The sequence below is a fragment of the Cupriavidus sp. 86D6 genome, from assembly GCF_057815095.1.
The window spans coordinates 454,833-461,206 of the sequence record NZ_JBYPSB010000006.1 but is presented as its reverse complement, the minus strand read 5'-3'; the positions used below and the strand labels follow the sequence as shown (position 1 = coordinate 461,206).

At 65.1% G+C, this 6,374-nt stretch carries 5 protein-coding genes; all 5 read left to right on the top strand.

Annotated features, from left to right (window positions below):
- A partial coding sequence (locus AC3G88_RS17670; protein ID WP_488893675.1) for a hypothetical protein occupies positions 1-217 on the top strand: 217 nt, incomplete at its 5' end.
- 148 nt (positions 218-365) lie between these two features.
- Positions 366-2,057, top strand: a complete 1,692-nt coding sequence (locus AC3G88_RS17665; protein WP_488893674.1) for an AMP-binding protein — start codon at positions 366-368, stop codon at positions 2,055-2,057.
- A gap of 25 nt (positions 2,058-2,082) precedes the next feature.
- Positions 2,083-2,478, top strand: coding sequence for a DUF488 domain-containing protein (locus tag AC3G88_RS17660; protein ID WP_488893673.1), 396 nt, complete (start codon positions 2,083-2,085; stop codon positions 2,476-2,478).
- 73 nt (positions 2,479-2,551) lie between these two features.
- Positions 2,552-3,796 carry a nucleoside recognition domain-containing protein gene (locus AC3G88_RS17655; protein ID WP_488893672.1) on the top strand — a complete coding sequence of 415 codons (1,245 nt, stop codon included), beginning with the start codon at positions 2,552-2,554 and terminating at the stop codon, positions 3,794-3,796.
- A gap of 388 nt (positions 3,797-4,184) precedes the next feature.
- Positions 4,185-6,293, top strand: coding sequence for an FUSC family protein (locus tag AC3G88_RS17650; RefSeq protein ID WP_488893671.1), 2,109 nt, complete (start codon positions 4,185-4,187; stop codon positions 6,291-6,293).
- The last annotated feature ends 81 nt before the right edge of the window (positions 6,294-6,374 follow it).

Genomic DNA, 6,374 nt, shown 5'->3' with positions numbered 1-6,374 from the left:
GAGCGACCGGCTTTGCCGTTCGCTGTCGCTGCGTCTTTCGTCGCAGCGGAGAAACGAGATTATGCAGAGCATTCAACGTTTCGTCAACAGTTTTTGCAGAACTTTTTTCTGCCGGCCGGTGCCGCGAACTTCGCAACACCAACCTTCTGCCAACCCCGCAACCGTTGTCACCGCTGCGTTTGCAGCGCGCTTTGTGTTGCGAGGGGGCGAATATTAGATGGGATTGGCCGGGGGCGCAAGCGCTTTCCGCGAAAAGTTCAAGGCGCCCGAATCGGCCCAACTGTCACGGGGGCGACAGCCTTGGTTTCGGAACTGTCCTAAGCTGGCAGCCAACCTATCAGAAGACGCTGTTGAAGGAGACACCCATGAAGCCATCCGTGCCCATCGACCGTTCACACGTGGTTGGTGCGACCGATATCCCGCTGTCCGACGATACGATCCCCGCGCTACTGGCGCGTGCCGTCACAGCAAACCCCGACGGCGACGCAGTGATCTTCAGGGAGCAGTCCATACGCTGGACCTGGCGGGAATTTTCCGATCAGGTCGATCGGCTGGCCACCGGCCTGCTGGCCAGAGGGATCTCCCCTGGCGACCGGGTAGGCATCTGGTCGCCAAACCGGGCCGAATGGCTGGTTACGCAGTTCGCCACCGCCCGGATTGGCGCAATCCTGGTCAATATCAACCCCGCCTACCGTCAGGCAGAGCTGGAATACGCGCTAAACAAGGCTGGCGTGCGGATGCTGATCACGGCGACTCGTTTCAAGTCGAGTGACTATCTAGGCATGCTGCAGGCGCTGGCACCCGAACTGTCCGATGCGACGCCTGGACATTTGCGCGCCGCCCGCCTGCCCCATCTCAAGTCAGTGGTTCGTCTGGGGGAAGACCCGACCCCGGGCATGCTCAACTATGCCAGCCTGCTCCAGCCGCCCGAACGCGGCGCGCTCGATACCGTCACCCGCCAGCTGGATGCCCAGGACGCGATCAATATCCAGTTCACCAGCGGCACCACCGGCAACCCCAAGGGCGCGACGCTGACCCATCACAACGTGGTCAACAACGGCCGCTTCGTTGCCATGGCCATGCGCCTGGGTGCCGCCGACCGCCTTTGCATTCCCGTCCCGCTATATCACTGCTTCGGCATGGTCCTGTCCGTGCTGGCTTGCGTGTCAGTCGGCGCCTGCATGGTCTTTCCGGGCGAGGCGTTCGATCCACTGGCGACCATGCAGGCCGTTTCCGACGAGCGGTGCACCGCGCTGCATGGCGTGCCGACCATGTTCATCGCCCAGCTCGATCATCCGGACTTCCGCCAGTTCGATTTCTCGACGCTGCGCACCGGCATCATGGCTGGCGCCCCGTGCCCGATCGAAGTGATGAAGCGAGTGGTCACTGACATGCATATGGCGGAGGTGACCATTGCCTACGGCATGACGGAAACCAGCCCGGTGTCGTTCCAGAGCGCCACCGACGATCCGCTCGACAAGCGCGTGGCCACGGTGGGCCGCGTCCAGCCGCACCTGGAATGCAAGGTCGTCGATGCCACGGGCGACATCGTGCCGCGCGGCGAGACCGGCGAGCTTTGCACGCGCGGCTACTCCGTGATGCGGGGCTACTGGGACGACGACAAGCGCACGCGCGAGGCCATCCGCGACGGCTGGATGCATACGGGCGACCTGGCCACCATCGATGCGGACGGCTATTGCAACATCGTCGGACGCGTCAAGGACATGCTGATCCGTGGCGGCGAGAACATCTATCCGCGCGAGATCGAGGAATTCCTGTTCCGTCATCCCAAAGTTCAGGCGGTACAGGTGTTCGGCGTGCCCGACCCCAAATACGGCGAGGAAGTCTGCGCATGGATCGTGCTCAAACCCGGACAGACCGCCACCGAGGACGATATCCGTGCCTTCTGCCGCGACCAGATCGCGCATTACAAGATTCCGCGCTATATCCGGTTCGTTGAAGAAATGCCGATGACTGTGACAGGAAAGGTGCAGAAGTTTGTCATGCGTGACACCATGATTCACGACCTCGGGCTGCAGCAGGCCGTCACGGCGTAATTCCGGAGATTCTGGAGACATTACGATGACCATCCGCATCGTCAGGCTCGGCGAACCGCGCGCCCAGGGCGAAGGCCTGCGCATGGGCACCGTTCGCCGCCCGCCGCGCGGGGTGCCGAAAGCCGAATTCGCCAGCCGGGATTTCTACGATGTCTGGTATCCCGTGCTCTCGCCGTCCGCCGAACTGGTGTCTGAAGCCCTGGCAGCCCAGGCCGCCAACGATCCCAAGGCATGGCGCGCCTTCGAGAAGCACTTTCGTGCCGAGATGGCCCAGCCCGATGCCAGCCGCACGCTCGATTTGCTGGCCGCCTTCTCACATCAGACGAATTTCTCGCTCGGTTGCTATTGCGAGGATGCGTCGCACTGCCATCGCTCGATCCTGCGGGCGTTGCTGACGGAACGCGGGGCCGACATCGCGTGAGACCGGCAGGCTATGATGCTGGGCTTCGCCGCGAGCCACGTGGCGAAGTCCTCCACTGGCCTTATTTACGTCGATGGCACTGAACCTCGTCTGGCTCGGATTCTTCCTACTTTCCTTCCTGGCCGCCTGTGTGCGGCTCATTGGCGGCGACACTACGGTGTTTCCCGCCCTGCTGACCAGCCTTTTCGACAGCTCCCGCACCGCGTTTGAGATTTCTCTCGGCCTGGTCGGCGTGATGAGCCTGTGGATCGGCATCATGCGGATTGGCGAACGCGCCGGGGTCATCGACCTGTTCGCGCGGCTGGTGAACCCGTTGCTGCGCCATTTCTTCCCGGGCGTGCCGCAGGGGCATCCGGCGCAGGGCGCGATGATGATGAATGTGTCCGCCAACATGCTGGGGCTGGACAACGCGGCCACGCCGCTGGGCCTGAACGCGATGCGCGAACTGCAGTCGCTGAACCGGCAGCCGGACACGGCGACCAACGCCCAGATCATGTTCATCGTGCTGAACACGGCCGGTCTGACGCTGATTCCGACCTCGGTCATCGCCATTCGCCAGGCCATGGCCGTCAAGCAGGGGCTGGTCAATTTCAATGCCGCCGACATCTTCCTGCCCACGCTGCTGGCCACGGGCGCGTCGTGCCTGGCCGGGTTGCTGGCCGTGGCGTGGGTCCAGCGACTGAACCTGCTCAAGCCCGCCGTGCTGGCCGCCTTTGCGGTGGCGGGCCTGGCCGTGGCCGGCCTGTTTGCCTGGCTGCGGCACGCCCCGCCCGATCAGGTCAGCCAGATGACGGCGCTGGCCGGTAGCGGCTTTATCCTGTCGCTGATCACGCTGTTCCTGGTGTGCGGCGCGCTCCGCCGCGTCAATGTCTACGATGCCTTTATCGACGGCGCCAAGGAAGGTTTCGGCGTGGCCGTGCAGATCATTCCTTATCTGGTCGCGATCCTGGTGGCGATCGGACTTTTCCGGGCCAGCGGCTGCATGGACGTGGTCATGCAGGCGCTGACCGCCGGCTTTACGTGGCTGGGGATCAACACCGACTTTGTGCCGGCACTGCCTGTCGGGCTGATGAAGATCTTGTCCGGGGCCGGCGCCCGCGGCCTGATGGTCGATGTGATGACCACCTACGGCGTGGATTCATTCCAGGGGCGGCTCGCCGCCATCATCCAGGGATCGACGGAAACCACCTTCTATGTGCTGGCGGTCTACTTCGGCAGCGTCAATGTGCGAAATACCCGGCACGCCCTGGGCTGCGCCCTGTTTGCCGACGTCGTCGGCATGGGTGCCGCGGTGTGGATTGCCTACCTGTTTCGGTGACGTTCCCGCCCTTGTTGTACGACAACAACGGTGATTATGCTGGCTTGCAGTCATTTTTTTCGATGCCGCTTGGTGCGTCGCAACAAGTCGTGTATAGTGAAGTCTGTCTCCTCCACCACCTCGGTGGATTCCAACCCGCGCACAACCTGCGCGGGTTTTTTTTACCCAAAATCCGGGGAATCCCACCCCGACCGAAGTTCTTTCAATCGTAGAACTTCGGAAATGTGACAATTGCACCGTCTTGCGTCACATTTCCCGCCGTTGGTGCGATACCGCACACTTGCCGGGCAAAGGCGTCTGGATTCACGGAAATGTTGCGACGCAGCAATAGTCCCCGTAGAGTGGACTCCGTACTCACCCTGAGACGTCCACTCCCACGCCCCCGACCATGCGCCGCGTCCCGCGCTCACTCTCCTTCTGGCCCGATTCCGCCTTCCTGCAGCGCGGCGTGGTCTATGCCGTTTCGTTTTTTGCGCTGGCCGGCATTGCCTGGCTGACGGGAGACAACGGCTATCTGTGGTCGGCCACGGCTTCGATCTGGACGTGTCTGGCAGATCGGCAAGGGACGGCGGGCGCTCGCATGCGCGGGCTTGGCGCGGTGGGGATCGGCGGCGCCGCGGCCAGCGTGCTCGGCGCCAGCCTTGCGTCGTCGCCCCTGATCGCGCTGGCGGTCGTGGTCTGCGCGGGCCTGGTCGCCGGTCTGGCGGAAATACGAGGCCCCGCCGCCGCGTTGTGCTTCAAGCTGCTCTATGTCGTGCTGATCGCCGCGTGCCTGCAGCCAGTGGCCGAGCCGTCGGTGCTGGTTCATGCCTGGACAGCCGGCGTGGATTATCTGCGCGGCGGTGTTTTTGCGTGCCTGATTTCGCTGGTGCTGATTCCCTCGCAGCGCGATGCACGGCCCCGGCCCGAGATCGCCGCCGTCTACGATGCCCTCCGGCGCTTTGCCGAGCACCTGGCGGCGCCGGGGCTGCAAGACACCTCGCTATACAAGAAAGAAATCCGCCTGCGGATCGAAGCCGCGCGCGCCGCCGTCATGGGCCGGCGCGGCATGGTCGATCCGGTCGGCATGCTGCACTACGCCTACGCGGTAACGGTGGCGGACGCCATCTTTGCGCTGCTGATCGTCGCCGGCGAACTGCGCGAGCGGGCGGGCGGACAGCACAGCCTGCCTCTGATGTATGCCGCGCGCTGCCTGACCGATACGCAGGCGCAGGTACGGCAGGCGCTGACCCGCCATGCGCCCGACCTGCCCGCCCTGAGCGCCTTGCTCGATCGCGATGTGCGCAGGCTGATCGGCCAGCGCGCCAACGCCGGCGCCCCGCCGGCCTATCAGTCCGCCCTGGCGGCGCTGGCCCAGCATCCATCGTTCGATCGCTGGCGCGAATCGTTTGCCTGGCCCAATGCCGGACTGGCCGGAATCGTCGATCGGATCGGCCATACGCTTGCCGATATCGCCGCACGTGATGCCAGAATCACGCGACATGCGCTGCGGATGGCGTTCGCCGGCGGCCTGAGCCTGCTGCCATCGCAACTGCTCCAGGTCGACCATGGCTATTGGGTGGCCGTCACGGTGATCATGGTATTGAGTCCGCGCCTGCAGACCACGCGGCAGATCTCGTTCCATCGCTTTGCCGGCTCGCTGGCTGGCGCCCTGCTGGCTTGCCTGGTGGGCCTGACCCATCCAAGCCCGACACTGGCGCTCGGGCTAAGCGCCATGTTCCTGGCCGCCGCCTACGCACTGCGGCTGGCCGGCAGCGCAGGCGGCTTCGCATTTTGCCTGACGCCGGCGGTCATTCTGTTTTCGTGGTTGGGCGAGCCCGCCTCGAGCAGCAGCCATGTGGCCGCGCTGCGCGGCATGGATACGGCCATCGGATGCCTGATCGCGCTGGCCAGCTATTACATACTGGCCCCGCGCGCCGAGTTGTCGCGCGCGTACCGGCACAGCCTGGACGCGCTGTCCGTCAATGCCGTCTACCTGCGTGCCGCAATCAGCACTGCCCGCAGCGTCACGCCGGCCCGCATGCGGCTGGAAGCCCTGCGCGTGGCGGCCGGCCGGGCTTCCACCCGCGCCGAAGATACGCTGGCCCAGTGCGCCGCAGACCTCGACCCACGCCTTGGCGCGGCCCATGCCGCCCTGCACGTCACGGCGCGACGCATGGCGTCGCTGGCCGGCCTGGTCCGGGCGGGCGCGGAATCGGGTGAAGTGCATGCGGCGCCCGGTGCCGCCATCCAGTCGTTGCTGACCGATCTGGAAGCCCGCCTGGCCGAAGTGGCCGTGCGGCCGGGTCGCACCGGGGTCAGTGCCGCGATTGCCTCCGCGCGCATGGCGCCGCTGACGCCTTCCGATGCCCCGTTCGAACACTTTCTGGCCGAACAGTGCACCTACGCGGATGCGCATATCGATAGCGCCCATCAAACCGTTTCCCACCTGCGCGCGCTGGCGGCCGAGCAGGCCGAGGCGGGGCGCGTCCGGCTGCCGGGCGCGCGGGCCGGCTGACGCAGCGGATCGGGGCTTGCCCTGAGACACGGCCCTGCCCACTTGCCTGGCCACCGCGATTGCCTATATTGAACGGATATC

What these genes read in the sequence shown, in the direction of transcription:
- AC3G88_RS17665 (WP_488893674.1), top strand. Translation starts at nt 366, where the DNA reads ATGAAGCCATCCGTGCCCATCGACCGTTCACACGTGGTTGGTGCGACC.
- AC3G88_RS17660 (WP_488893673.1), top strand. Translation starts at nt 2,083, where the DNA reads ATGACCATCCGCATCGTCAGGCTCGGCGAACCGCGCGCCCAGGGCGAA.
- AC3G88_RS17655 (WP_488893672.1), top strand. Translation starts at nt 2,552, where the DNA reads ATGGCACTGAACCTCGTCTGGCTCGGATTCTTCCTACTTTCCTTCCTG.
- AC3G88_RS17650 (WP_488893671.1), top strand. Translation starts at nt 4,185, where the DNA reads ATGCGCCGCGTCCCGCGCTCACTCTCCTTCTGGCCCGATTCCGCCTTC.